The 23,709-nt window shown below is 52.0% G+C and carries 23 protein-coding genes; 6 read left to right on the top strand and 17 right to left on the bottom strand.

What is annotated here, in order from left to right; translation table 11 throughout:
- Window positions 1–33 precede the first annotated feature (33 nt).
- Window positions 34–1,017 carry a quinone oxidoreductase gene (locus INT84_RS13730; protein WP_176920894.1) on the top strand — a complete coding sequence of 328 codons (984 nt, stop codon included), beginning with the start codon at window positions 34–36 and terminating at the stop codon, window positions 1,015–1,017.
- Window positions 1,018–1,183: 166 nt separating this feature from the next.
- Here INT84_RS13730 and pspG read toward each other — a convergent pair whose 3' ends face one another.
- From pspG to INT84_RS13750, 4 genes are all read right to left on the bottom strand, one after another.
- Window positions 1,184–1,426: an envelope stress response protein PspG gene (pspG, locus tag INT84_RS13735; RefSeq protein ID WP_194207225.1), complete on the bottom strand. Its 243-nt coding sequence runs from the start codon at window positions 1,424–1,426 to the stop codon at window positions 1,184–1,186.
- A 136-nt stretch (window positions 1,427–1,562) separates the two neighbouring features.
- On the bottom strand, window positions 1,563–2,588 hold the full coding sequence (gene dusA, locus INT84_RS13740; protein WP_194207226.1) for a tRNA dihydrouridine(20/20a) synthase DusA: 1,026 nt from the start codon (window positions 2,586–2,588) through the stop codon (window positions 1,563–1,565).
- Between the two features lie 150 nt (window positions 2,589–2,738).
- On the bottom strand, window positions 2,739–3,047 hold the full coding sequence (locus INT84_RS13745; RefSeq protein ID WP_194207227.1) for a type II toxin-antitoxin system YafQ family toxin: 309 nt from the start codon (window positions 3,045–3,047) through the stop codon (window positions 2,739–2,741).
- Entirely contained in the window at window positions 3,022–3,303 is a 282-nt protein-coding gene (locus tag INT84_RS13750) for a type II toxin-antitoxin system RelB/DinJ family antitoxin (RefSeq protein WP_194207228.1), read from the bottom strand. Before INT84_RS13750 ends, INT84_RS13745 begins: the two co-directional genes overlap by 26 nt.
- Window positions 3,304–3,465: 162 nt before the next feature.
- On the opposite strand from INT84_RS13750, the gene zur reads away from it, so the two are divergent.
- Complete coding sequence (gene zur, locus INT84_RS13755) at window positions 3,466–3,978, top strand: zinc uptake transcriptional repressor Zur (RefSeq protein ID WP_176920899.1); 513 nt, start codon at window positions 3,466–3,468, stop codon at window positions 3,976–3,978.
- A gap of 78 nt (window positions 3,979–4,056) precedes the next feature.
- On the opposite strand, the gene INT84_RS13760 is transcribed toward zur, so the two are convergent.
- The 3 genes from INT84_RS13760 to INT84_RS13770 all read right to left on the bottom strand — a co-directional run bounded on the left by INT84_RS13760 (window position 4,057) and on the right by INT84_RS13770 (window position 5,571).
- Complete coding sequence (locus tag INT84_RS13760; protein ID WP_176920900.1) at window positions 4,057–4,266, bottom strand: CsbD family protein; 210 nt, start codon at window positions 4,264–4,266, stop codon at window positions 4,057–4,059.
- Window positions 4,267–4,484: 218 nt separating this feature from the next.
- The gene (lexA, locus tag INT84_RS13765) at window positions 4,485–5,093 is read right to left on the bottom strand and encodes a transcriptional repressor LexA (protein ID WP_176920901.1); all 609 of its coding nucleotides are present in this window, start codon (window positions 5,091–5,093) and stop codon (window positions 4,485–4,487) included.
- Window positions 5,094–5,202: 109 nt separating this feature from the next.
- The gene (locus tag INT84_RS13770; RefSeq protein WP_194207229.1) at window positions 5,203–5,571 is read right to left on the bottom strand and encodes a diacylglycerol kinase; all 369 of its coding nucleotides are present in this window, start codon (window positions 5,569–5,571) and stop codon (window positions 5,203–5,205) included.
- Between the two features lie 129 nt (window positions 5,572–5,700).
- On the opposite strand from INT84_RS13770, the gene plsB reads away from it, so the two are divergent.
- Complete coding sequence (gene plsB, locus INT84_RS13775) at window positions 5,701–8,121, top strand: glycerol-3-phosphate 1-O-acyltransferase PlsB (protein WP_194207230.1); 2,421 nt, start codon at window positions 5,701–5,703, stop codon at window positions 8,119–8,121.
- Between the two features lie 168 nt (window positions 8,122–8,289).
- On the opposite strand, the gene INT84_RS13780 is transcribed toward plsB, so the two are convergent.
- From INT84_RS13780 to malK, 9 genes are all read right to left on the bottom strand, one after another.
- Complete coding sequence (locus INT84_RS13780; protein WP_194207231.1) at window positions 8,290–9,333, bottom strand: pilus assembly protein; 1,044 nt, start codon at window positions 9,331–9,333, stop codon at window positions 8,290–8,292.
- Window positions 9,333–10,073 (bottom strand): molecular chaperone, encoded by a 741-nt coding sequence (locus INT84_RS13785; protein WP_194207232.1) that lies wholly within the window; start codon window positions 10,071–10,073, stop codon window positions 9,333–9,335. The genes INT84_RS13780 and INT84_RS13785 overlap by 1 nt, the downstream gene beginning before the upstream one ends.
- A 20-nt stretch (window positions 10,074–10,093) precedes the next feature.
- Window positions 10,094–12,625 (bottom strand): fimbria/pilus outer membrane usher protein, encoded by a 2,532-nt coding sequence (locus tag INT84_RS13790; RefSeq protein WP_194207233.1) that lies wholly within the window; start codon window positions 12,623–12,625, stop codon window positions 10,094–10,096.
- Between the two features lie 82 nt (window positions 12,626–12,707).
- Window positions 12,708–13,280 (bottom strand): fimbrial-like protein, encoded by a 573-nt coding sequence (locus tag INT84_RS13795; protein WP_194207234.1) that lies wholly within the window; start codon window positions 13,278–13,280, stop codon window positions 12,708–12,710.
- Window positions 13,281–13,930: 650 nt separating this feature from the next.
- Entirely contained in the window at window positions 13,931–14,800 is an 870-nt protein-coding gene (gene ubiA, locus INT84_RS13800; protein WP_194207235.1) for a 4-hydroxybenzoate octaprenyltransferase, read from the bottom strand.
- On the bottom strand, window positions 14,775–15,311 hold the full coding sequence (ubiC, locus tag INT84_RS13805; RefSeq protein WP_194207236.1) for a chorismate lyase: 537 nt from the start codon (window positions 15,309–15,311) through the stop codon (window positions 14,775–14,777). Before ubiC ends, ubiA begins: the two co-directional genes overlap by 26 nt.
- 174 nt (window positions 15,312–15,485) lie before the next feature.
- Window positions 15,486–16,418: a maltose operon protein MalM gene (gene malM / locus INT84_RS13810; RefSeq protein WP_176920906.1), complete on the bottom strand. Its 933-nt coding sequence runs from the start codon at window positions 16,416–16,418 to the stop codon at window positions 15,486–15,488.
- A 107-nt stretch (window positions 16,419–16,525) separates the two neighbouring features.
- A complete protein-coding gene (locus INT84_RS13815; protein ID WP_194207297.1) occupies window positions 16,526–17,863 on the bottom strand; it encodes a maltoporin in 1,338 nt (445 codons plus the stop codon).
- A 75-nt stretch (window positions 17,864–17,938) separates the two neighbouring features.
- Window positions 17,939–19,048: a maltose/maltodextrin ABC transporter ATP-binding protein MalK gene (malK, locus tag INT84_RS13820; RefSeq protein WP_176920907.1), complete on the bottom strand. Its 1,110-nt coding sequence runs from the start codon at window positions 19,046–19,048 to the stop codon at window positions 17,939–17,941.
- Window positions 19,049–19,416: 368 nt separating this feature from the next.
- On the opposite strand from malK, the gene malE reads away from it, so the two are divergent.
- The 3 genes from malE (at window position 19,417) to malG (ending at window position 23,147) form a co-directional block, all read left to right on the top strand.
- Window positions 19,417–20,607, top strand: coding sequence for a maltose/maltodextrin ABC transporter substrate-binding protein MalE (malE, locus tag INT84_RS13825; protein ID WP_194207237.1), 1,191 nt, complete (start codon window positions 19,417–19,419; stop codon window positions 20,605–20,607).
- Between the two features lie 90 nt (window positions 20,608–20,697).
- Window positions 20,698–22,242 (top strand): maltose ABC transporter permease MalF, encoded by a 1,545-nt coding sequence (gene malF / locus INT84_RS13830; protein ID WP_194207238.1) that lies wholly within the window; start codon window positions 20,698–20,700, stop codon window positions 22,240–22,242.
- Window positions 22,243–22,256: 14 nt separating this feature from the next.
- Entirely contained in the window at window positions 22,257–23,147 is an 891-nt protein-coding gene (malG, locus tag INT84_RS13835) for a maltose ABC transporter permease MalG (protein WP_176920910.1), read from the top strand.
- Between the two features lie 88 nt (window positions 23,148–23,235).
- On the opposite strand, the gene psiE is transcribed toward malG, so the two are convergent.
- Window positions 23,236–23,646 carry a phosphate-starvation-inducible protein PsiE gene (gene psiE / locus INT84_RS13840; RefSeq protein WP_103677341.1) on the bottom strand — a complete coding sequence of 137 codons (411 nt, stop codon included), beginning with the start codon at window positions 23,644–23,646 and terminating at the stop codon, window positions 23,236–23,238.
- Between the last annotated feature and the right edge of the window lie 63 nt (window positions 23,647–23,709).

Raw genomic sequence — 23,709 nt, forward strand, 5'->3', positions numbered from 1 at the left:
GTCGAAAGATTATCACATTGTTCAGGAGGAAGCATGGCAACACGTATCGAATTTAACAAGCACGGCGGGCCGGAAGTGTTGCAGGCGGTGGAGTTTACGCCGGGCGATCCAGCCGAAAATGAGATTCAGGTAGAGAATAAAGCGATTGGCATCAACTACATCGACACCTATATCCGCAGCGGGCTGTATCCGCCGCCGTCATTGCCCAGCGGATTAGGCACCGAGGCGGCGGGCGTAGTGAGTAAAGTCGGCAGCGGCGTGAGCGATATCAAGCCCGGCGACCGGGTGGTTTATGCGCAGTCCGCGCTCGGCGCTTACAGCTCGGTACACAACGTACCTGCTGATAAAGCGGCTATTTTGCCGGATGCCATCTCCTTTGAGCAGGCGGCCGCCTCGTTCCTTAAAGGGCTGACGGTGTTCTATTTACTGCGTAAAACTTATGAAATTAAACCGGATGAGGTGTTTTTGTTTCACGCTGCCGCCGGGGGCGTTGGGCTAATCGCCTGCCAGTGGGCGAAAGCGCTGGGCGCGAAGCTCATCGGCACGGTCGGCTCGGCGGAGAAAGCGCAGCGGGCGAAGCAGGCGGGCGCGTGGCAGGTGATTAACTACCGCGAAGAGAACCTGGTGGAGCGGGTAAAAGAGATCACCGGCGGTAAAAAAGTGCACGTAGTGTACGATTCGGTAGGTAAAGATACCTGGGAGTCCTCGCTGGACTGCCTGCAACGCCACGGACTGATGGTGAGTTTTGGTAACTCTTCCGGCCCGGTTACCGGCGTTAACCTTGGCATCCTGAATCAGAAAGGTTCCTTGTTCGCGACGCGCCCTTCCCTTCAGGGCTACATCACTAACCGCGAGGAGCTGACCGAAGCCAGCAATGAGCTGTTTTCACTGATCGCCAGCGGCGTGATCAAGGTGGATGTGGCGGAGGCGCAAAAATTTGCGCTGAAGGATGCGCAAAAAGCCCATGAGACGCTTGAGAGCCGGGCGACGCAGGGTTCAAGCCTGCTGATCCCCTAGAAAAGTTTAGGGCTTCCACGAGGGAAGCCCTTACTTTTTTTTAGTTCGGCCGTATGTAGGGTACAGCGCGATGAATTCGTTAGACGGAGAATAGTGACAGATTTGCTAAGCAAAGCCTACGCGATTCTCGTCCAAAGTGCTGGGGTTGTGATCCTCTGCACATTCCTTAGTAACGAGAGCGCTTATTGCACTGATATTGCGGTACTTTTGGCGCTTTTATTACCCGAATAACCCATACCACCGCGACCGCCAGCAACAGCCATGGCAGCAATTTGATGACCAGCGCAAACAGGCCGCCAACAAACATCAGCGCCGTCGCCACGAACAGCGCCGCGCTGATGCCCAGCAGTGATACGCCCGTCATCAGCAGCACGACAAAAAATCCGATAACAAAAAGTAATTCCAGCATGACGATCTCCCCCGAAATATGCCTTGATACCATTATATTTACAAAAATCGTGCCAGAATTAAGCTATTGATTATCAATAAAAACGCCCCGCATACGGTAGCGAGGCGTGGTGAAATTGACCAGATTGTAGTGAAGATTAGCGTTTATCCGCCACCAGCTTCAGTGCCCGCTCGAGCACTTCAATATCGGCTCCTGCCTTGTGCGCATTTTCACTCAGGTAACGACGCCACTGGCGCGCGCCGGGGATCCCCTGAAACAGCCCCAGCATATGCCGTGAGATATGCCCGAGGTAGGTTCCCTGACTAAGTTCGCGTTCAATGTACGGGTACATGGCGCGGACTATCGCCACCGGATCGGCATCTGCGCCGGTGGTATTAAAGATTTCGCGATCCACCGACGCCAGAATCCCCGGGTTCTGGTACGCCTCACGCCCGACCATCACGCCATCCATATGCTGAAGGTGCGCTTTGGCTTCTTCCAGCGATTTAATACCGCCGTTGATCGCCATGGTTAAGTGCGGGAAATCGCGCTTCAGCTGGTAAACGCGCGGATAATCCAGCGGCGGGATTTCGCGGTTTTCTTTCGGACTCAGCCCGGAAAGCCAGGCTTTGCGCGCATGAATGATAAACATCTCGCATTCGCCCTTGCCGGAAACGGTATCAATAAACTGGCACAGGAACTCATAGCTGTCCTGCTCGTCGATACCAATACGCGTTTTCACCGTCACCGGAATGGAAACCACATCGCGCATCGCCTTAATACAATCCGCGACCAGCGCGGCGTTACCCATCAGGCAGGCACCAAACATACCGTTTTGCACGCGGTCTGAAGGACAACCCACGTTCAGGTTGATTTCATCATAGCCACGCGCTTCTGCCAGTTTCGCACACTGCGCAAGCGCCGCCGGATCGCTGCCGCCAAGCTGGAGCGCGACTGGTTGTTCTTCTTCGCTATAGGCCAGATAATCGCCTTTACCGTGAATAATCGCGCCTGTCGTGACCATTTCCGTGTACAGCAGCGTGTGGCGGGAAAGCAGACGCAGGAAATAACGGCAGTGCCTGTCCGTCCAGTCGAGCATCGGCGCGATGGAGAAACGGTGGGCGGGGAAAGCCGCTGTATTATCAGATATCTCGTTGTTTTCAGGCTCTTTATTTTGATACATTTTAAACTTTTTAGGTATTGTGGATTTGAGCATCTGCCATTGCTGCTTGTGTGTAATTTACGTCTGTGAACGAGGCTTCTGGCGATCTCAAACAGGTAAAAAGCCCAATCCAATATCATCGCCGGGTTATCTTTTCGCCTGAGATACGTCTCAACCAAATAGCTCGCTATGAGTACCTAAATCAACAAATACAACTACATTTTGCTTTTCATCGATATTGTATAGAAGTAAGAAGTCACCGCCAACGTGAAGCTCTCTCGTCCCCATCCAGTTACCTTTTAACTCATGGTCAAGGTACTCAGCTGGAAGCAATTTATTGGCGAAAATCAACTGCATAACGGTTACTACATCGTTCATGTTATAGCGGCCGGAGCGATTATAACGTTCCCATGACTTCATGAAGGCTTTCGTGTATTCAACCGCTCGCGGTATTTTACTTCTCTTGTTCACCATCGCCATTAAGTCCTTTTAGCATGGCATCCACGGAATCAAAACGGGCGCTACGTTTGCTGAGAATATCCTGTGTCTCACGTAGTGCAGCGGCTGTTTTCGCCGAGGGGCGACGAGTTACATCAAAAGGCAATCCCTGAGTCTGAACAACTTTTTCCAGAAACAGACGGATAGCGGCGCTAACCGTTAAGCCGCAACCGTTCAAAACATGCGTGACGTCGCTTTTTAGTTCTTCAGAAATTCGGGTGTTAATTCTGGTATCCATAAAACCCTCCTGCTTTGTACATCCATTGTACTCACAAAAATTTTTTCTTTCAAACGATGCTCACATGTTCGCACTCCGTTTTCTGAACGCAGCAGCCTCCATTTCTGACTTTCAACAGAACATGATAAAATAGGCTTCTGCCCACCCCCACCAGAGGACGCTATGGACAAGACCACTTCGCAGGAGATGTTAGCGCAAGCTGAAAAGCTGTGCGTGCAACGCAATGTGCGCCTGACTCCGCAGCGCCTTGAAGTGTTGCGGTTAATGAGCCTGCAACAGGGCGCAATTAGCGCCTACGATCTGCTCGACCTGCTGCGCGACAAAGAACCGCAGGCCAAGCCGCCGACGGTATATCGTGCGCTGGAGTTCTTGCTCGAGCAGGGTTTCGTGCATAAGGTGGAATCGACCAACAGCTACGTGCTGTGCCATCTTTTCGATCACTCCCACACGTCGGCGATGTTTATCTGCGACCGCTGCGGCGTCGTAAAAGAGGAAGGTGCCGACGGCGTGGAAGATATCATGCATGCGCTGGCAGCGCGGATGGGGTTTGCTTTACGTCACAATGTGATCGAAGCACACGGCCTGTGCGCAGAGTGCGCCGAGGTTGAAGCCTGTCGTCATCCCGGCGAATGTCATCACGATCACAGTATTCAGAGCAAGAAAAAGCCGCGCTGATTGCAGCACGGCTTCTTTTGGGGTGGTACCTCCATGTACCTTCGGGCAGGACTTCTCAGGGGTTAGCTGAGTGCACTACTACCAGCGGTAATCGTGACGGGTTTCCCAGTCTTTCACTTCGGTTTCCGCCTGATCTTTCTGATAACCATAACGCTCCTGGATTTTACCCACCAGCTGGTCACGTTTACCTTCGATGACGGTCATATCGTCATCGGTCAGTTTGCCCCATTGTTCTTTCGCTTTACCTTTGAACTGTTTCCAGTTACCGCCGACTTCGTCTTTATTCATAATTATGTCCTCATTGTTGGGGTACAAATCATTCGAATTCTGTCGTCCAGATAAGCTGTGTTTTCTGCTGAACGTAAGAATAAGTGTAGATGAGGATCCTGTACCCTGCGGGGAATTAAGAATATTTAACCCTGTGAAGCGCCATAAGGCTGAGATGGTATTAGAGGGTAAAGAGGAGATCCTGCGGCACCAACAGCACCGCAGAAATCAGAACGAGGTTACAGCCACTCGCCGTTGCGGATCACGCCAACAGCCAGTCCTTCAATAGAGAAGTTTTGCTTACGCAGGTCGACCACGATAGGTGAAAACTCGTTATTTTCAGGCAGTAGTTCAACGACGTTGCCCTGTTTTTTCAGGCGCTTCACGGTTACTTCTTCGTCAATACGCGCGACGACAACCTGACCGTTACGCACGTCCTGCGTTTTATGCACTGCCAGCAAATCGCCGTCCATAATACCGATGTCTTTCATCGACATCCCGCTAACGCGCAGCAGAAAATCGGCGTTGGGTTTAAACAGTGACGGGTCAACCTGATAGTGGCTTTCAATATGCTGCTGCGCCAGCAGCGGCTCACCGGCAGCCACGCGACCGATAAGCGGAATGCCTTCTTCTTCCTGAATTAGCAGACGAATACCACGCGATGCGCCGGTAACAATCTCAATCACCCCTTTACGCGCCAGCGCTTTAAGGTGTTCTTCAGCCGCGTTTGGGGAACGGAACCCCAAACGTTGCGCAATTTCCGCACGCGTCGGTGGCATGCCTGTCTGGCTGATGTGATCCCGAATGAGATCGAACACCTCTTGCTGCCTGGCCGTTAACGCTTTCATTCCGCCCCCTGGGTGTATATACAGTTATGCTGTGAGTATATACAGCTAACGGCGATTTTGGAACCACCAATGGCACGAAAAATAAGAGACTTTTCTACTTTTGCGACCTTCAGCGGAAATGCGACCACAATAAAGTGGTCCAGGTGATAAGCGCGACGACTATCGCCAGCAGTACCGCCGCCGATCCCATATCCTTGGCGCGGCCCGACAGTTCGTGCCGTTCCGTGCCGATACGGTCCACGACAGCTTCAATCGCACTGTTTAAAATTTCCACAATCATCACCAGCAGTACCGAGCCTATCAGCAGGACACGCGTGATGGGGTCCACATCCAGCCAGCAGGCGATAATGATAGCCACAATGGCGGCCACGCCTTCCTGCCGAAAAGCGGCTTCGTTAATCCATGCCGCACGAAATCCTTTCCAGGAATAACCCGCTGCGTTGATAATCCGGGTCAATCCGGTGGTATTATTGGCCATTAAAAGAACCTTTTTACATTATTAGCGTCAATGATATAGCGCGCGTCCTGCGTAAGCTCAGAAAATCGGTTCACTTTCTGATATCCTTGCAGCGCATTTGCATGATTAACCAGAGGCTTCACATCGTTTATGTCCGGCTGGCCACGAATTTACTACAAATTACTGAATTTACCATTAAGCGTGCTGGTAAAGAGCAAGTCTATTCCGGCGGAACCCGCACAGGAATTGGGTCTGGATACCTCCCGCCCGATTATGTACGTATTGCCTTATAACTCAAAAGCGGATTTGCTGACGCTGCGCACGCAGTGCCTGGCGCACGATCTCCCCGATCCTCTGGAGCCGCTGGAGGTCGACGGCACCCTGCTGCCGCGTTACGTCTTTATTCACGGCGGACCGCGTGTGTTTACCTACTACACGCCGAAAGAAGAGTCTATCAAACTCTTCCACGACTATCTGGATCTGCATCGCAGCAATCCGGGTCTGGACGTGCAGATGGTGCCGGTATCGGTGATGTTTGGCCGTTCGCCAGGGCGTGAGAAGGGCGAGGTTAATCCGCCGCTGCGCATGCTCAATGGCATACAAAAGTTTTTCGCCGTGTCCTGGCTGGGGCGCGACAGTTTTGTCCGCTTCTCCCCTTCGGTCTCTCTGCGGCGTATGGCAGACGAGCATGGAACGGATAAGATCATTGCGCAAAAGCTGGCGCGCGTTGCGCGTATGCACTTTGCCCGCCAGCGTCTGGCGGCCGTTGGGCCACGTCTGCCTGCCCGTCAGGATCTGTTTAATAAGCTTCTGGCGTCCAAAGCCATTGCCCGCGCGGTAGAAGACGAAGCACGCAGCAAAAAAATCTCTCATGAAAAAGCGCAGCAGAATGCGATTGCGCTGATGGAGGAGATTGCCGCTAACTTCTCTTACGAGATGATCCGCCTGACCGACCGTATTCTGGGCTTCACCTGGAACCGTCTGTATCAGGGGATTAACGTGCATAACGCCGAGCGCGTGCGGCAGTTGGCGCATGACGGTCATGAGATTGTCTACGTGCCCTGTCACCGCAGCCATATGGACTATATGCTGCTCTCCTACGTGCTCTATCATCAGGGGCTGGTGCCGCCGCACATTGCTGCGGGTATCAATCTGAACTTCTGGCCTGCCGGGCCGATTTTCCGCCGCCTGGGCGCGTTCTTCATTCGCCGTACCTTTAAGGGTAACAAGCTCTATTCGACGGTGTTCCGTGAATATCTCGGTGAGCTGTTTAGCCGCGGCTATTCCGTTGAGTATTTTGTCGAGGGTGGCCGCTCACGTACTGGCCGCCTGCTGGATCCAAAAACCGGCACCCTGTCGATGACGATTCAGGCGATGCTCCGTGGCGGGACGCGCCCAATCACTCTGGTGCCGATTTATATCGGCTATGAGCATGTGATGGAAGTGGGCACTTACGCCAAAGAGCTGCGTGGCGCGACGAAAGAGAAAGAAAACCTGCTGCAAATGATGCGCGGTTTGAGCAAGCTGCGTAATCTCGGTCAGGGCTACGTCAACTTCGGCGAGCCGATGCCGCTGATGACCTACCTTAATCACCATGTGCCTGAGTGGCGTGAATCCATCGATCCGATTGAAGCGGTGCGCCCGGCCTGGCTAACGCCGACCGTTAACCGCATCGCCGCCGATCTGATGGTGCGCATTAACAATGCAGGGGCGGCTAACGCCATGAACCTGTGCTGTACCGCGTTGCTGGCTTCCCGTCAGCGCTCCCTGACGCGTGAGCAACTGACGCAACAACTGGATTGCTATCTCGATCTGTTACGTAATGTGCCGTATGCGCCGGACTCTACCGCGCCTGTCGCCACGGCTAACGAACTTATTGAGCATGCATTGCAGATGAATAAGTTCCTGGTCGAGAAAGACACCATCGGCGATATCATCGTCCTGCCGCGCGAGCAGGCGGTTCTGATGACTTACTATCGCAATAACATCACGCATATGCTGATGTTGCCGTCGCTGATTGCCGCCATTGTGACTCAGCATCGGCAGATTTCGCGCGACGCCCTGCTGCATCATGTGGAATTACTTTATCCGATGCTGAAAGCCGAACTGTTCCTGCGCTGGGATACCAGCGAAGTGGCAGGCGTGATTGACGCGCTGACGGCAGAGATGGCGCGCCAGGGGCTGATTACCTCCGAAGAAGCGGAGTTCCGTATCAACCCGGCCCGTGCCCGGACGCTGCAACTGCTGGCGGCAGGCGCGCGTGAAACGCTACAGCGCTATGCGATTACCTTCTGGCTGCTCAGTGCTAATCCGTCGATCAACCGTGGCACGCTGGAGAAAGAGAGTCGTACCGTGGCGCAGCGTTTATCCGTGCTGCACGGTATCAACGCACCGGAGTTCTTCGATAAAGCAGTCTTTAGTTCTCTGGTGCTGACGCTGCGTGATGAGGGCTATATCAGCGATACCGGGGATGCGGAACCGGCAGAAACCATGAAGGTTTATCAGATGCTGGCAGAGTTGATTACGTCAGATGTGCGTCTGACGATTGAGAGCGCTGCACAGGGCGAGTAAACCGGTCGCGATATGATCTGCCCTCAGGAAGAGGGCAGATCATGCGGCAATCCCTTCACGGACAAAACGTATTTTTGCTCAAATAACGCTGCCGCTATTAACAATGCGTTTTACAAAGGTCAAAAAAAGCCAGTCACATTCTGTGGCTGGCTCTGGAAAGTTCGACAACTATTGATAGTTAATCTTCAGGATAAGATCTTTACTAAACGGTCCCACCTCTATATCTCTGCCCGGATTTTTGCTGAGCCTGGCTATATAATTATGCGTCACGGTACTGGCCTCTTGCCCCGGATAATAAGTGGTAAAGGCATAGTACGTGTTCATCAGGAGATCTTCTTCTGTAGTCTCATCGTGTATTTGCATCAACAAACCATTACCCATATCCACATGTCTGGTGTCATAGAGATCGTCGGTGTTGAAGCTCATGGTGACATCAAACTGCTCCGAGCAGGCGGCAGTGACATCTCGTATCGTGGAAACAGAAAAGGCGGCTTTTTGCGACCACACGTCCACGTTATTCACCTGGCCAAAATCGACAATCTGGTTTTCAGGGAAAATTTTAATATCAACACCACAATCGAGGAAGTGAATATTATCAAGATTCGTAATATTGTACTTCAGGTTCTTGGCATTTTTATTAAGGTTAGCGCCCCCTTCCCCGTCAAACTGTAATACGTTAACTGTGCCGAAGTTGTAGACTGCATCAGGATCGGTGGGAATCGCTTTCAGTTTGACGTATAAACGAAAGCGCGCCGGGAAAGTAATATTTTTCTGCAAGGTACTGCCATTACAAATAGGGTTGTACCAAATTCCATCATACAACTGCTTGAATTTATCAAGACAGGCTCCGGTATCAATACCATCATTGATGCCTTCGTGGTCAGCACCATTATAGGTGACGCCAAAGGTGAAATAAGGGTTATCTAATACCTCACTACTGTTCTTGTCTGAAAGCAAAATCCAGGCATAAATATCTTCGGTTTGGTTGTTTTCTGTCCAGCCTGCTGCATCATCGCAATAGACTGTCACGTTGATATCCGAGCTTTCCCATATTTTGCTGCCAATGATCGCATTTGAAGGGACAGTAAAGCTGGGTAACTTATTATCGATGGTTACCCGTCCGCCTTTACTATTCTCATAACAGTTTACCGCCCATGCTGATGATGAAGCCAATAAAAGCCAGGCGCACAGGAGCATGATAATCTTTTTCATTATTGTCCCTTCTGCATGAATTCACTGTGACAAACCGGTTGTACTGACGTGCAACTCACACTGAACATGTTTAAACCGCCGTAATCACCGATATAGCCAATCTGAAATTTTGCCGGTAAATTTTTGATATCCGAACTGGTCTGATCAAAAGGAGCAACCATAAAACCATTTGCTCCCGGTAACAATGTTTTGCCATCAATACCGATGTAACCGACCGTCACATGATAAGGCGTACCGTTTTTAATCGTCACGCCCGTGGCAGTACGCGAAACATCTACCTTATCCATGGGCACTGCCTGCCCTTCTTTCAATGCAATCGCTTTAGGACGCCAGAACAGTTTCAAACGGCTCTGCATCGCCAGTTGCATCACATTTTTTTGTTGAGTACGCGGGGGAATTTCACGCACGTTATAGTAAAAGAGCGACTCCCTGTCCGCAGGAAGCTGCATCAACGACGGTTGACCCATCAGGCGGACCTGAGTTTGTTCTCCCGCTTCAAGCCGCTGAAGAGGCGGTAGTGGCGTGATAAATTCACGCGTTTTTTGACCATTTTTATCTTCAATCCATGATTGCGCCAGATAAGGCAGCGCTTTGCTCTGATTGGTTAATTTGATAGTGACGCTTTTATCACCTTCATTAAAGATGATACGCGTTCTGTCAGGCGATACGGTAGCCTGCGCAACGGAGCAAGCGCTGAGTAAACTCAAAAAAAGCCCTTTCAAAATAAATGTTGATTTCATCTTTATTGATTCATCCTGAATTAGTTTACTTTTTTGCAGGGTAAAATAATGGCTTTACCGTCCGCATTGCTTTGGTTAGGGGGAATAATCTGGCAAACATTATTGCCCCATTGGAGACGTAATTTGCTGTTCTCCTGAAGCCCACTGAGATACACATAGCCATCTTCTGCGACCAGACCAACATCCTTACCACTGTCAACATCCACAACGGTTACGCCCAGCGGTGGATAACGACCATCAGCAAGCCTGATGATGCCAAGGATCTGATAACCTTTAGTGGCGTTCAGCTTCGCATAACCAATTGCGCCTTCAGTGAGCGTGGTATTAATGACCGAATTATTAATATCCACGCCGTCAGGCAGTTGATCGCTGTCAACGCGGATGGTGGAGGTGGTGTAGTCGCTGACCGAGTTGGTGACAGCAATCCCCATCGCATTCGTCACGGTACGTTTGTCACTCAGCGGCACGCCAGCGATACCATCGGCATCAACCATCATGCGGGCATCGTTACCGTTGCTATTATCATGAAGCGCCATACCGTAACGTGTCGCGGTGAGCGATCCATTCCAGCCTGCGGTAAACGAGTTATAAGCATTAGGCTGTACGCTGCCATTGACGCTCAGACGGCCATAGGGTGAATAATGCTGGTAACTGCCACGAATGGCAGGTTCGGCATTACGGAAATCATCCTCATCCCCGGATGCCGAAATATTCCAGGTGTTGTTTCTGTCTGATGAGTCGTAGTAAGACAGCGTCTGGGACAGGTTATCGCTGCCATTTTTCTGCATATACCAGGAGATGCTGCGGCTTTGCTCAAGCGGGATGGTAAACGACAGATAGTATTGCGTTTCTTCTTTGTTATCCCATGTCGAACGTCCAACCGACAAGGAAGAAGAAATACCTTTAAAGCGGCCAATATCGATGTTGCGGCTGACCGATACGGTGTAACTGGTGCTGGCGGAATCGTCCCAGTAGGTATTACGCGTCAGGCTGAGATAAGCGTTAAGCGCCAGTGATTCAATATACTGGTTAAAAGAAAGAACATAGTTCTCTTTCTGGTTACTGGTCGAATCATCACCGCTTCGCGCCGTCAGATACTCGCTCATGGTGACATATTCTTTGTCCGAGAAACGATAGCCTGCAAATGTTACCTGGCTACCGGTTTCTTCAAACCGCTTAGCATAGTTGATGCGATAGCTATAGCCGCGCTGTTTCTCATTATCCTCATTATTTTTTCCGCGCAGCGTCGCCTGCGCGCGCGTGACGTCAAAAGAGAGCGAACCAAAACTGTTGAGGTTAAAACCAACGCCTGCGGTTGCCGCCTGGTAATCATCAGCGGTCAATAATGCGCCACCATAGAGCGACGTATTTCCCAGCCATCCCCAGGAAAATTCGCCGGTCCAGAACATCGGGTTGTTAACATCGGTGTGGCCGACGGAGGTAGGTTTACCGGTAGAGGCTTTGTAACGAACCTGCCCTTTACGCGTCAGGAAGGGAATAGACGATGAGCCGACCTGGAACGTGTTTTTACGTCCGTCCTCTTCTTCCACCGTCACATCAAGCTGGCCCTGAAACGTCTCACCAATGTCGGTAATGTTAAACGGTCCCGGCGTAACGGTAGTCTGATAAACCATTCGCCCATTCTGGGTAACCGTTACTTTGGCGTTAGTCTGCGCGATACCGGTAATTTGCGGGGCGTATCCCTGCAAATCTGGCGGCAACATGTCGTCGTCGCTCTCCAGCGAAGCCCCGGTAAAATGGAACGTATCATATAAATCTGAGTTCAGATCGTACTGTCCCAACGTCAATCTGGAGGCGATTGACGGAATCGGGCGAAACAGATAAGTACGGTCCATACTGCTATTGCTGCCGGTGGAATGACCATCTTCATATGATTTGTCGTACTGATAATCCGAGCGTAAACGCCATGCGCCGAGGTTAAAGCCGAGCGTTCCATAGGAACTGAGGTCCTGGCTCTTTGTACCGTCATCCGGGTCATACTGGCTGGCATAAACGTTGTAATCCAGTATAAATCCCGCAATACCATCATCCCAGAACTCTGGCGGCGTCCAGTTAGTCGCCTGGTATTTCATCCACGCCTGAGGGGCAATGATGCTGACAACCATGTCCGCTTTATTGAGTCTGACGACTAATTCAGGCTTACTGGCAATGTCCAGACACCCTTGTGGATTGATGGGGCGTAACGTCTGGATAAAATCATCCGCAAAGCCGAATGCCGCTAGATCGTCTTTCGTCAGACAAACTCGCGAGCCGCTTTCATCCTCTGTTTTAATCCACTCAAATGACCATGCGTTCGGAAATTTTCGCTTGTTGATGTCTACGTTTGCAATATATTTGCCGGGAGAAATAAACCCCTTCTTTTCAAACTGACTGAGGTCGATGTTTGTTTTATCTTCTGCATCGATCATATCCGTATTGAACTCAGTCGCCCAGGCAGGCGTAATCGTTGCCGCAGTAAATATTACCGGACATAAAGACTGTTTTATTAAAATGAATAACGCCTTAAGATGGGTTTTTAACATGCTATTCATCAAATCCTTTTTTAATGAAAAAGCCTAAAAGCCAGTGTTTTTTTCACTGGCTTGAATTAAATAATAATTTACTGACACGTTATTAATCGTAAGCCAGTACGTAGTTAACGTCAGTGGCTACGTTACCTGCCGTTGCATCTGTTCCAGTTGCGACACGTTCCATACGCGCTTTGAACTTCAGAACCTGATAGGAGTTCTCGGCAACCAGATCCACCGGCACTTCAGTTCCCATAACCACGTCATCGTTACCTTCGGTCAACAGACGAACGCCAACGTTGCTCGCGCCGCCGTAGTTGCCTTCGGCAGTGTTTTTCAGCAGGTTAGTCGTTGCATCGGCATTTGCAGAGGTGAAGGTGACTTTAGCTTTGGTGATAGTGGTCGCTTCAGTACCTGTGCCGCTGGTCAGAACGCAGTCCTGCAGATGGATATCAACAGCGACTGGCAGGGAGTTTTTACCGCCATTCAGAGCCGAGGTCCCTACTTCACCTAAATCAACGGTCTTATTCACATCTTCTGCTGGAATAGAGCAAGGTGCAGAAATAACAGTACCCGTGAATGTAATTTTACCATGGCCCTGATCAGCGGCAGATGCGCTGAAAGCGGCGGCAGAGAGAAGAGAAGTTGCAGCAACAGCTAACAGTGTTTTCTTGAACATTGAATAATCCTTTATCATAAAGTTTGATTCCTTATACGAATAATCAACGTAAATCCGACGTTTAAGGTGCATCAGAAAGTTACAATTAATATTGATTCGTATAAAGTGCGCATAATTTATCACACCTTTTTGACAGGATCACATTAGAAAAAATAAAAGGTAAGTTAGTATTTATAATTTAATATGTTTTAGTGATGATTAAAATTACGCCAGCAGCTTGGGTGCTGATTTTTTATCAAAAAAAATGATGGCGTGGCAGATTATCGCAGCGCGGATCAGGAGTAACTAGCTGATTTATATAATTAATAATACAACTCACCAGGAATACAAAAAACATTTGTTTATCTTATGGTATTTTTGATTACATATTATTCACAATATATAATAGATATGGTGAATTTTTTCATAAAGAAAACGCGCTGAGCTTGACAATTAATTTGGTTATTACATAATAACTTTTAAATTATTATTTTATTCTGAAAATAATAATTATGTTTTATTTTTAATATTATAAATACAAATACCTATTTAAAAAAACGCCCTCTCTGACAATACAACCATCAGACAGGGCGGCAAAAAGTGACGAAATTAATAAGTAGAATGCATGATTAATCTGGATTGGCATTCCTCTTTTCTGTGCGTAAATTTAACTATCCCCAGTAACTTACCGCCAGCCCGACAAAAAGCGCCAGCCCAACGTAGTTATTATTCATAAACGCCTTAAAGCAGGCATCGCGCTCGCGGTGAATAATCAGCTTCTGCTGGTAGACAAACAGCGCGCCCGCCACGACGACCGACGCATAAAACACGCCGCCCAGCCCGTTCAGCCAGCCAATAGCCATCATCAGCGCCAGCACTGCCACCTGTAAGAGTCCAACAATCAGCCGATCGTAGCGCCCGAAGAGGATCGCTGTCGACTTCACGCCGATCTTCAGGTCGTCATCCCGATCCACCATCGCATAGAGCGTATCATAGGCCACCGCCCAGAGGATATTGCCTGTAAACATCAGCCAGCAGCTCAGCGGCAGGGTTTCGCTGACGGCAGCGAACGCCATGGGAATTGACCAGCCGAACGCAGCGCCCAGTACCACCTGTGGCAGATGGGTATAGCGCTTCATAAAGGGATACACCCACGCCAGCAGGAGGGCGGCAACGGATAACAGAATGGTCATCCGGTTGAGGGTTAGCACCAGCAGGAAGGAACATAGCACCAGCACGCCAAACAGCGTTCGCGCCTCTTTGCCGCTGACGGCCCCGCTCGGCAGCGGTCGGTTGGCGGTGCGCTTTACATGGCCGTCAATTTTGCGATCGGCATAATCATTTATCACGCAGCCCGCCGCGCGCATCAGCCAGACGCCAGCGACAAAAACGGCCAGTATCCACAGCGGCGGCAGACCCTGCGCCGCCACCCATAGCGCCCATAGCGTCGGCCACAGTAACAGTAGCGCGCCAATGGGTTTGTCGGTACGCATCAGGCGGTGATATGCCAACAGCTTATTCTGCGTCAGACTCCACTCCATTTTTCTCTTCCTTCTGGTAAATCGGTGATGCCGGTAAAAATAATTCGGTGAGCAACAAGGGTTTTCCGTTAAGCCGCAGCCGCGAGCGCCGTCCCCACAACTCGTCGCTCATCCCGATCTCAATAAAATCACGGGTCAGGGTTGAGGAGGTAAACAGATAACGGCCCAGCGGCGTTTTACCCAGTTTTTGCAGCGCCAGTTCAGGACCGTTTAACGTTGATTCCGGCACAACGGTGCGGCCCACCAGCCAGGGTACGTCGTCTGCACAAAGAATAATTTCCCGTAGCCAGTAGCGCGGTTCATCCGGCAACAGCGCCCGTTCTTCAGCAATCTCTTCCCGGCCAACAAACCCTTCGCGGAGTAAGATGATGCTGACCGTTTTCCCCTGCTGTTCAAACCGTTTGGTCATCGAGTCTTCCAGCAATAACCACTCTCGCAGTGCGGATTTTAGCGGGGGGATATGATCAAGATAGCGCAGCGCACGCAATTGCGTTAGCGCAGGATGTGACATGCCTGTTTCTCCGGTACATAGCCTGAAAGCATTGTAACGCAGAAAAGTGTGATGGGGGGCGGGTTAGATGCAAAAGCGCAACAGATATGTAACACGGTGATGCCAGTAAAAAAAGTGCGCCCCGAAGGACGCACCGAAAGGCTAAGCCTAAACATCAGCATTGTGGGGCAACAATCACCCCTTGCCTTTTACACTGCTGATAAAGGTGGAACGCGCTGAAGTTGACCCCAGACGCTCTGCTTCGTTAAGTAATTTCAATGCCTTATCGACATCGCCTTTATCAACAGCCTGTTTAATGGCCTGATTAAAGTAAGCTTCGGTATCATTCAGAACCGGCTCGCTTTTCGCAGCTGGCGCGGCGACCGGCGCAGCGGCCGTTGCGCTATAGGCAGGTGCTGCCGTATTACCGACGGTCACCGATCCCTGATTTGATGAACCAAACAGCGGGCCGACCAGCACGCTGGAACTGCTATTGGTTTTCACTTTCAATTTCACGATGCCATCGGTGGTATGACGGGCGACAGGATCGGGAATATCCGGTACCGCGTTGCCGATGCCTTTGGCGTAAGCTTTGGCCGGATCCAGCAGCGTGGTGGTTTGCTGGAGATCTTTTTCAGTGGTAAAGACCAGCACGTAGATTTTCTGTTGCCCCAGCGCAGGCGTCAGACGCATCACCCCTTCAAGACGGTCAGCGCTCATCACACCCGGTTCCTGATAGGTAAAATAGCTGCTGGGGAAAAACGCCGACGGCGTCAGGTTCTGATCGAGGATCAGCACGTTCGGCGCGTAGACGCTGCTTTGTTTGTTCACTTCACTGGTCAGCGTTAAGGTCAGCTCACCGATATTCGCCGGTACGCTATACGCAACAACCGGGCCGGTAATGCCTGCAACGTCAAGACGTTGCCCGACGGACGCAATAGCCGAGGTTTGCTGTTTTGACTGATCGACCGGTGTCCATGTGAGCTGCTGTAATGCCGCGGCGGGAATAGCCGGGGCGGCAGCGGTGTTTTGCGGTACGTAGTTGACCTCAGCCAGGCTAACTGCCGGAGCCGCTGCCAGTAACCCCGCCGTCAGGCAGAGTGCAACGAGACTTTTGTTCATTTTCATTGTTATCACCTCAAAGTACCCGGGTGTAGCGGTGGCCAGGCAATAGCGCGCCAACCCTTAAGACGTTGAGGGGCTTACGCCCCTCTTTATGTCAGATTAATGCGGTATTACCACCAGATTTCCATCTGCGCGCCGAAGCTGAACTCATCGTCGTCGCCGCGGCTGTTGGAGAACTGGCCGTTGCCGGTGGAGTCGCTGATCGCTGAGCGACCGATGTCGCCGCTGCTGTTTTTGGCATAACCCCAGTTTTCATCCCACTTCGCATAGGTCGCGAACAGACGCAGTGCCGGGCGAGACCAGATGCTGTCGCCAGCCTGCCATTGTTGCGCGAGGGTAATTTTGTACTGGTTGTTATGATCGCCGGTTTCCTGCGATTTCACGTTGTCGTAACCGACTTCCAGCAGGGTGCTCATGATCGGTGTCCATTTGTACATCGGACGCACGCCCACGGTGTACCAGTCGGTACCACGATCGTCATCACGATCGACTCTCTGGTACATACCGACGTACATCAGGTCCCATTTATCGGCGAGGGTAATCGCACCGTGGTCAATCACACGCCACAGGGAACCGTCGTTGTTGACGTTACGGTCAGTTGCGATGTCATCATCGGTCCAGGAGCCCTGCGGAATACCTTTGCCCTGCGCGGTCATTGCGTCGGTCGCGTATTGCAGAACAAATTTGTTGTAGCCTTTCAGCATGCTCTGGGTGTGTTCAGCGGTGAACATCCAGCCATCTTTTGATGCGCCGTCAGCAAGCTGATAATCATCAGTGGTGTTAGCACGGCCATAATCCACACCAAATTCCAGCATGCCGTCCGGGTTGGTTTCCAGACCGGCTAAACGCACGTCATACACGTCGTTGGCGGTATCTTTGGTGGCGTCATAAATATGATTGCTGCTGAAGGAGGTGGAACCACCTGCTTCCTGTGAACGCGTGGCGGCAAAAGAGAGTTTACCGATACCGTTCAGATCGATGTTTTCAATACCGGCACCAGGACCTGAAATATCCCAGTAGTAGAAGTCGATCATGTGAACGTCATGACGCTGATAGAAACGCTTACCGGCCCAGATAGTAGAACCTGGCAGCGCATCGATCAGGTTTTTACCCTGCACGTTGGCTTCGCGGAAGGCCGGATCGGTAGCTTCCCAGTCATTCTGTTGTGCGACGGAGTAGGCTACGTTAGTGTCGAAATAGAAGCTCTTATCGCCCTCTTTCCACACTTCCTGACCCAGTTTCAGTTCCGCATAGGTTTCACATTCGTTACCGAGACGGTATTTACTTTGTGCACCGGTTGCCTGGAAACACTGTTGTTCACCGCCGCTGCCGGTCCAGCCGATACCGGAACGAGCATAACCTTTAAAATCGACGGCACCAGCGTGAGCAGAGAGAATGCCCGCGGTAATGGCGATCGCCAGTGGAAGTTTGCGCAGAGTAGTCATTATTCTATCTCCTGAGATCATTGCTTTTCTTTTATTACGCATCGTTCTTTACAGACTTTGCGTATTTAATGGGAATGCTTAAACGCCCGGCTCTTGATGCAACCGACGACATGCAGTGCCATCCTCACGGAACAGATGGCAGCGCTCTGGCGGCAGGCCGATAGCGAATGTGGCACCCTCTTCTACCAACACCACGTCATTCTGGCGGTACACCAGGTTCTGACGGATGGCGGGGATTTGAATATGGATCTGTGTTTCGTGTCCTAACTGTTCGACGACCTGAACCACGCCTTCCAGGGTGACATCGGCGATGTCGCTGGGCAGCAGATGCTCAGGGCGAATACCGAGCGACATATTTGCGCCCACCTGAACATTGGCACTATCGACCGGCAGCCAGACATGCTGACGGTTAGGCAGTTCAACCTGCACCTGATCGATAGCGGTCGCCGTAACCTTCACCGGCAAGAAGTTCATTTTCGGCGAACCAATAAAGCCCGCGACGAAACGATCTGCCGGGTAGTGATACAGCTCCAGCGGCTTGCCCACCTGCGCCACGCGACCGGCGTCCAGCACCACGATTTTGTCGGCCAGCGTCATCGCTTCGACCTGATCGTGAGTGACGTAAATCATCGTGCGGCCCAGACGCTTATGCAGGCGGGAAATCTCAATACGCATCTGCACGCGCAGCGCGGCATCAAGGTTTGAGAGCGGTTCATCCAGCAGGAATACGCGCGGCTCTGCCACCAGCGTGCGGCCAATCGCCACGCGCTGACGCTGCCCGCCGGACAGCGCTTTCGGCTTACGCTCCAGCAAATGCGCAAGCTGGAGCACTTCCGCCACCTGATTAACGCTCTGCTTCATCACCTCTTTTTTGGCACCCGCCAGCTTGAGGCCAAACGACATATTTTCGGCAACGGAGAGATGGGGATAGAGCGCATAGGACTGAAACACCATGCCCACGCCGCGTTCGGCCGGCGGGACATCATTCATGCGGGTTTCACCAATGAACAAATCACCGCTGGTGATGGTTTCCAGCCCGGCAATCATGCGCAGCAGCGTTGATTTCCCACAGCCTGACGGTCCGACAAAGACCACGAATTCACCTTCATGGATCTCGAGGTTGATATCTTTTGATACCACCACGTCGCCCCAGGCTTTCGTTACATTCCGTAGCTGTACGCTCGCCATGCCCTCTCCCTTCGTTACAACCTGTCATCAACAGAAACATTCAAGATGGGCTGACTATGGGCCAAACATTCACACAGCAAATCCTCCACCCCCTCTCTTTTTTATGGGGGAGGAGTTGGGAGGATGAGGAGCTCGCTTCTGAGACCGGGCATGCGGCGCGGCGGCTATTTTCGTGATGTGGGCGACAAAAATCGGCGCGCTTTTATGTGCGCTGGGACGCATAACTCAAATTTATGCAATGGAGATCACAGAACGGAGCGGTGGGGCGTAGAGGTGGGGAGGATGGAAAGGGCTTGTCAAACCCGGAGACTGAGCATCGTCAAGCCACCTGAGCGTATCCACGAGTAACGACCATAAGGACGGGATATATGAATATCAAAACTGGCGCACGCATCTTCGCACTCTCCGCACTGACGACGATGATGCTTTCCGCCTCAGCTTTCGCCAAAATCGAAGAAGGCAAACTGGTTATCTGGATCAACGGCGATAAAGGCTATAACGGCCTTGCTGAAGTGGGTAAGAAGTTTGAAAAAGATACCGGCATTAAAGTGACCGTTGAACATCCGGATAAACTGGAAGAGAAATATCCGCAGGTTGCCGCCACTGGTGACGGCCCGGACATCATCTTCTGGGCGCACGACCGCTTCGGGGGCTACGCTCAGTCCGGTCTGCTGGCAGAGGTTACGCCAGACAAAGCGTTCCAGGACAAACTCTATCCTTTCACCTGGGACGCCGTACGCTATAACGGCAAGCTGATCGCCTACCCGATTGCGGTAGAAGCGCTGTCGCTGATTTATAACAAAGACCTCGTACCGAATCCGCCGAAAACCTGGGAAGAGATCCCGGCGCTGGATAAGACGCTGAAAGCGAAAGGTAAGAGCGCGCTGATGTTTAACCTCCAGGAACCGTACTTCACCTGGCCGCTTATCGCTGCTGACGGCGGCTATGCGTTCAAATTTGCTGATGGCAAATACAATGTGAAAGACGTCGGCGTGGACAGCGCGGGCGCGAAAGCGGGTCTGAATTTCCTGGTCGATCTGATTAAAAACAAACATATGAACGCCGATACGGATTACTCCATCGCTGAAGCCGCCTTCAATAAAGGCGAAACGGCAATGACCATTAACGGTCCGTGGGCGTGGTCCAACATTGATAAGAGCAAAGTGAACTACGGCGTCGCGCTGCTGCCGACCTTCAAAGGCAAGCCGTCTAAACCGTTCGTTGGCGTACTGAGCGCGGGCATCAACGCCGCCAGCCCGAACAAAGAGCTGGCGAAAGAGTTCCTGGAAAACTACCTGCTGACCGATCAGGGTCTGGATGAAGTGAACAAGGACAAGCCGCTGGGTGCCGTGGCGCTGAAATCCTTCCAGGATAAGTTGGCGAAAGATCCGCGCATTGCCGCCACTATGGATAACGCTCAGAAAGGCGAAATCATGCCGAACGTTCCGCAGATGGCGGCCTTCTGGTACGCGGTTCGCACGGCGGTGATCAATGCGGCCAGCGGTCGTCAGACGGTGGATGCCGCGCTGAAAGATGCTCAGGGTCGTATTACGAAGTAAGGCTGTTGTGTCCTTATCAGGTCTACAGACGTTGTGGGCCTGATAAGGCATCTATGCCAGGACGAATTATTGTTGTAGAGGACGATCCCCATGGATGTCGTTAAAAAGAAACACTGGTGGCAAAGCGAGACGCTGAAATGGTCAGTGATTGGATTGCTGGCGCTGCTGGTGGGATACCTTGTTGTTTTAATGTACGCCCAGGGGGAGTACCTGTTCGCCATTATGACGCTGATTTTAAGCGCGGCTGGCCTGTATATTTTCGCTAATCGTAAAACGTACGCGTGGCGCTATGTTTATCCTGGGATGGCCGGGATGGGGCTGTTTGTCCTGTTCCCGCTGGTCTGCACCATCGCCATCGCCTTTACCAACTACAGCAGCACCAACCAGTTGACCCAGGAGCGCGCGCAGCAAGTGCTGATGGACCGCTCTTATCAGGCGGGTAAAACCTATAACTTCGGACTGTATCCGGCGGAGACTAAATGGCAACTTGCGCTGACCGACGGCGAAACCGGAAAAAATTATCTCTCCGACGCCTTCACTTTTGGCGGCGAGCAGAAAATCGCCCTGAAGGAAGTGGCGGCCCTGCCAACGGCTGAGCGGGCTAATCTGCGCGTGATCACCCAGAATCGCCAGGCGCTGACCCAGCTTACCGCCGTGCTGCCTGATGAAACGAATGTGGTTATGAGCTCGCTGCGCCAGTTCTCCGGCACGCGACCGCTGTATACCGAGGCCAGCGACGGGACGCTGACGAACAATCAGAGCGGCGTTAAATACCGTCCTAATAACGATATCGGCTACTACCAGGCGCTTAACGCCGACGGTAACTGGGGCGATGAGAAATTAAGCCCCGGCTACACCGTCACTATCGGCTGGGATAACTTTATGCGCGTCTTTACCGACGAAGGCATTCAGAAACCGTTCTTCGCCATTTTCGTCTGGACGGTGGTCTTCTCGGTACTCACGGTGATACTGACCGTCGCGGTGGGCATGGTGCTGGCCTGCCTGGTACAGTGGGAGTCGCTGAAAGGAAAAGCGGTCTACCGCCTGCTGCTGATCCTGCCCTACGCGGTACCGTCGTTTATCTCGATTCTGATATTCAAGGGGCTGTTTAACCAGAGCTTCGGCGAAATCAACATGATGCTCAGCGCGCTGTTCGGCATCAAACCGGCCTGGTTCAGCGATCCAACAACCGCCCGCGCGATGATCGTCATCGTCAATACCTGGCTGGGTTATCCCTACATGATGATCCTGTGCATGGGCCTGCTGAAAGCCATCCCGGACGATTTATACGAAGCGTCGGCAATGGACGGCGCGGGGCCGTTCCAGAACTTCTTTAAAATCACGCTGCCGCTGCTGATCAAACCGCTGACGCCGCTGATGATCGCCAGCTTTGCGTTTAACTTTAACAACTTCGTGCTGATCCAGCTGTTGACCAACGGCGGCCCGGATCGCCTCGGCACCACGACGCCAGCGGGCTATACCGATTTGTTGGTGAGCTACACCTACCGCATCGCCTTTGAAGGTGGCGGCGGTCAGGACTTCGGCCTGGCGGCCGCTATCGCCACGTTGATCTTCCTGCTGGTCGGGGCACTGGCGATTGTGAATCTGAAAGCCACGCGCATGAAGTTTGATTAAGGGAGATAACGATAATGGCCATGGTCCAACCCAAATCGCAAAAATTACGTTTATTCGTGACGCACCTGCTGCTGCTGGTGTTTATCGCAGCAATTATGTTTCCGTTGCTGATGGTCATCGCCATCTCGCTGCGTGAAGGTAACTTCGCAACCGGCAGTCTGATCCCGGAGAGCATCTCCTGGGAGCACTGGCGGCTGGCGCTCGGCTTCAGCGTGGAACATGCGGATGGCCGCGTGACACCGCCGCCCTTCCCGGTGCTGCTGTGGCTGTGGAACTCGATAAAAATCGCGGGTATTACGGCAATTGGCATCGTGGCGCTGTCCACCACCTGCGCCTATGCATTCGCCCGCATGCGTTTTCCGGGCAAGGCAACGCTGCTGAAAGGGATGCTGATTTTCCAGATGTTCCCGGCGGTGCTGTCGTTGGTGGCACTGTATGCCTTATTTGATCGCCTGGGGCAATACATTCCGTTTATCGGCCTGAACACGCATGGTGGGGTGATCTTCGCCTATCTCGGCGGTATCGCGCTGCATGTATGGACGATTAAAGGCTATTTCGAAACGATCGATAGCTCGCTGGAAGAAGCGGCATCGCTGGATGGCGCAACACCGTGGCAGGCGTTCCGTCTGGTGCTGCTGCCGCTGTCGGTGCCGATTCTGGCGGTGGTGTTTATTCTGTCGTTTATCGCCGCCATCACCGAAGTGCCGGTGGCCTCGCTGCTGCTGCGTGATGTGAACAGCTATACGCTGGCGGTCGGAATGCAACAGTATCTCAACCCGCAAAACTATCTTTGGGGCGACTTTGCTGCCGCAGCGGTACTTTCCGCCATTCCGATTACCGCCGTGTTCCTGCTGGCTCAGCGCTGGCTGGTCAACGGCCTGACGGCAGGCGGTGTGAAAGGTTAAGTTTCATCGTTCGAAGCCACTGCAACACCCTCAACTTTTCAATGATCTTTACTTGTGACCTTTGTTGGCGCTCTTCGGAGCGCTTTTTTTATTCGCGTTTAAGCCTTTTGGTATTACATAACCACAGCGTGATCACCAGCAGCAAGATCGCACCGGAGTAGACCAGTACATCAAGGGGCGAGGTATGATCGACGATGATCAGCCGGACAATCGCCGTGATGCCAATGTAGACGAAATAGCGCAGCGGAAAGTGAAAGCCGGACTGGAAATACTTGACGATCAGCGCGATAAATTCGAAGTAGAGGAAATAAACCACCAGCCCCTCGACCAGCTCATACTTGCTGGTTTGCTCCGGTGCAAAGAGCACTTCCGCCAGATGCACCGTCTCTTTGCCGAGGAAGACAACCAGAATCAGGCCGAGGCTTAACAGCCCCAGATTAAGGACGGTCTGGAGAATGGTGGAGATAAACTCCACGGCCGGGCGGGGTAGCGATGACATAGCAGCACCTTTTGCTAAAAATACCAGGCTCAGGTATAGCGCAAAAGTGTGATCCAGATCTAC

This window comes from Superficieibacter sp. 1612_C1 (assembly GCF_015234305.1).
GTDB lineage: Bacteria > Pseudomonadota > Gammaproteobacteria > Enterobacterales > Enterobacteriaceae > Superficieibacter.

Bases quoted from the DNA above. Each gene is read 5' to 3' on its own strand.
- INT84_RS13730 (WP_176920894.1), top strand. From the start codon at position 34: ATGGCAACACGTATCGAATTTAACAAGCACGGCGGGCCGGAAGTGTTG.
- INT84_RS13790 (WP_194207233.1), bottom strand. From the start codon at position 12,625: ATGAATAGCATGTTAAAAACCCATCTTAAGGCGTTATTCATTTTAATA.
- ubiA (WP_194207235.1), bottom strand. From the start codon at position 14,800: ATGGAGTGGAGTCTGACGCAGAATAAGCTGTTGGCATATCACCGCCTG.
- lexA (WP_176920901.1), bottom strand. From the start codon at position 5,093: ATGAAAGCGTTAACGGCCAGGCAGCAAGAGGTGTTCGATCTCATTCGG.
- INT84_RS13750 (WP_194207228.1), bottom strand. From the start codon at position 3,303: ATGGATACCAGAATTAACACCCGAATTTCTGAAGAACTAAAAAGCGAC.
- malF (WP_194207238.1), top strand. From the start codon at position 20,698: ATGGATGTCGTTAAAAAGAAACACTGGTGGCAAAGCGAGACGCTGAAA.
- dusA (WP_194207226.1), bottom strand. From the start codon at position 2,588: ATGTATCAAAATAAAGAGCCTGAAAACAACGAGATATCTGATAATACA.
- psiE (WP_103677341.1), bottom strand. From the start codon at position 23,646: ATGTCATCGCTACCCCGCCCGGCCGTGGAGTTTATCTCCACCATTCTC.
- ubiC (WP_194207236.1), bottom strand. From the start codon at position 15,311: ATGTCACATCCTGCGCTAACGCAATTGCGTGCGCTGCGCTATCTTGAT.
- malG (WP_176920910.1), top strand. From the start codon at position 22,257: ATGGCCATGGTCCAACCCAAATCGCAAAAATTACGTTTATTCGTGACG.
- INT84_RS13795 (WP_194207234.1), bottom strand. From the start codon at position 13,280: ATGTTCAAGAAAACACTGTTAGCTGTTGCTGCAACTTCTCTTCTCTCT.
- INT84_RS13780 (WP_194207231.1), bottom strand. From the start codon at position 9,333: ATGAAAAAGATTATCATGCTCCTGTGCGCCTGGCTTTTATTGGCTTCA.
- INT84_RS13745 (WP_194207227.1), bottom strand. From the start codon at position 3,047: ATGGCGATGGTGAACAAGAGAAGTAAAATACCGCGAGCGGTTGAATAC.
- INT84_RS13785 (WP_194207232.1), bottom strand. From the start codon at position 10,073: ATGAAATCAACATTTATTTTGAAAGGGCTTTTTTTGAGTTTACTCAGC.
- INT84_RS13770 (WP_194207229.1), bottom strand. From the start codon at position 5,571: ATGGCCAATAATACCACCGGATTGACCCGGATTATCAACGCAGCGGGT.
- plsB (WP_194207230.1), top strand. From the start codon at position 5,701: ATGTCCGGCTGGCCACGAATTTACTACAAATTACTGAATTTACCATTA.
- malK (WP_176920907.1), bottom strand. From the start codon at position 19,048: ATGGCGAGCGTACAGCTACGGAATGTAACGAAAGCCTGGGGCGACGTG.
- malE (WP_194207237.1), top strand. From the start codon at position 19,417: ATGAATATCAAAACTGGCGCACGCATCTTCGCACTCTCCGCACTGACG.
- zur (WP_176920899.1), top strand. From the start codon at position 3,466: ATGGACAAGACCACTTCGCAGGAGATGTTAGCGCAAGCTGAAAAGCTG.
- INT84_RS13760 (WP_176920900.1), bottom strand. From the start codon at position 4,266: ATGAATAAAGACGAAGTCGGCGGTAACTGGAAACAGTTCAAAGGTAAA.
- pspG (WP_194207225.1), bottom strand. From the start codon at position 1,426: ATGCTGGAATTACTTTTTGTTATCGGATTTTTTGTCGTGCTGCTGATG.
- malM (WP_176920906.1), bottom strand. From the start codon at position 16,418: ATGAAAATGAACAAAAGTCTCGTTGCACTCTGCCTGACGGCGGGGTTA.